Origin of the sequence: Candidatus Protofrankia californiensis (genome assembly GCF_900634765.1) — a bacterium.
Classification (GTDB): Bacteria; Actinomycetota; Actinomycetes; order Frankiales; family Frankiaceae; genus Protofrankia; species Protofrankia californiensis.
Window position 1 is genome coordinate 13,253 of sequence record NZ_CAAAFT010000425.1, and the last position, 524, is coordinate 13,776.

Annotated in this window: 1 pseudogene; it reads right to left on the reverse strand. The window is 69.3% G+C overall.

The features are described from left to right. Positions 1-524 (reverse strand): annotated as a pseudogene (locus tag DD1DGNOD_RS21915) (ketol-acid reductoisomerase); the annotation flags it as partial.

Consider the following 524-nt stretch of genomic DNA (forward strand, 5'->3'; position numbering starts at 1 on the left):
CAGTCGACGGGCCCGGCGATCCAGGACATCAGCGGACGCAGCTGGGCGCCGACCTGCTCGATCGGGTGCTTCTTGCCCTCCTCGACGAGCTTGGTGAACTGCGGGCGGCCCGCGTCGTCCTCGGCCACCCACTCACGGGCGAACGAGCCGTCCCGGATCTCGGCGAGGATGCGACGCATCTCGTCCTTTACCGACTGCGTCACCACTCGCGGGCCACGCGTGACATCGCCGTACTCGGCCGTGTCCGAGATCGAGTACCGCATCCGGCTGATGCCGCCCTCGTACATCAGGTCGACGATCAGCTTGAGCTCGTGCAGACACTCGAAGTAGGCCACCTCGGGCTGGTATCCGGCCTCGACCAGCGTTTCGAAGCCGGCTTGTACCAGCGCACTCGCGCCGCCGCACAGCACGGCCTGCTCGCCGAAGAGGTCGGTCTCGGTCTCCTCGGTGAAGGTCGTGCGCAGCGCGCCGGCGCGGGTGCCGCCGATCGCCTTGGCGTAGGCGAGCGCGAGCGCGAGCGCGCC